Annotated in this window: 1 protein-coding gene; it reads left to right on the top strand. The window is 44.5% G+C overall.

Translation table 11 applies throughout. From position 1 onward, the window contains the following. On the top strand, positions 1–884 hold an 884-nt coding region (locus tag ACPV3A_RS37700), incomplete at both ends, for an IS3 family transposase (RefSeq protein ID WP_426205010.1).

Below are 884 nucleotides of genomic sequence, written 5' to 3'. Positions count from 1 at the left end.
GTATCCAAATCTACACAAGGAGTGACGAGTAAAGCAGCTAGATTTCAGATCATAGAGGACTTGCGAGTACACCATCGTCTTGTTTGGCTCTTGAAGTTAGCCGCGGTTTCCCGTTCAGGCTATTACAAGTGGAGAAAAAGCTTGCAAGCGGCAAAAGAACGTAGACAAAAGCAGCATGAATTGGAATCGCATCTGCTTGCCATCCATCGCATTCATCCCTACTTTGGTTATCTTCGAATGACGGTAGCTTTACGGAGGGAAGGCATTAGGGTCAACCACAAAAAGGTGTACCGATTAATGAAACAATTAGGAATCTGTTCTGTCATTCGAAAGAAGCGTCGATTCTTTGGAAAACAAGCTTCCGTGGTGAATCCGAATCGGCTTCAGCGCCAGTTTAAGGCGGACACGCCACGAACTAAACTGGTCACAGATATTACTTATATTCGTGCTGGAGAACAATTTGTGTACCTGTCTGTCATTCAGGATTTATACAATAACGAGATTGTAGCTTGGCATCTTTCGGAACGAAATGACCTTGCTTTGGTTCATGAAACGCTGGATAGACTCCGTCAGCACGTGGATTTGAGTGGCGTAATCCTACACTCGGATCAAGGATTTCAATACACGTCAAAACCATTTAACCGTAAACTGAAACAACTCGGCATGCTAGGCAGTCACTCTAGGCGAGGAAATTGCCTGGACAATGCTTGTATCGAGTCTTTCTTCTCTCATTTAAAGACCGAGAAAATATACTTGAATAAGGCAGCAAACAAAGCGGAGGTTGAACAGCAAGTGAGCGAATACATTCTGTTCTACAACCAGAACCGATTCCAGAAAAAATTAAACGACCGTTCCCCGGTAGAATACCGGGAAACGGCCGCAGC

The sequence above is a fragment of the Paenibacillus sp. Dod16 genome, from assembly GCF_049893405.1.
GTDB lineage: Bacteria > Bacillota > Bacilli > Paenibacillales > Paenibacillaceae > Paenibacillus_AQ.
This window is presented reverse-complemented; position numbering and strand designations above follow the sequence as displayed.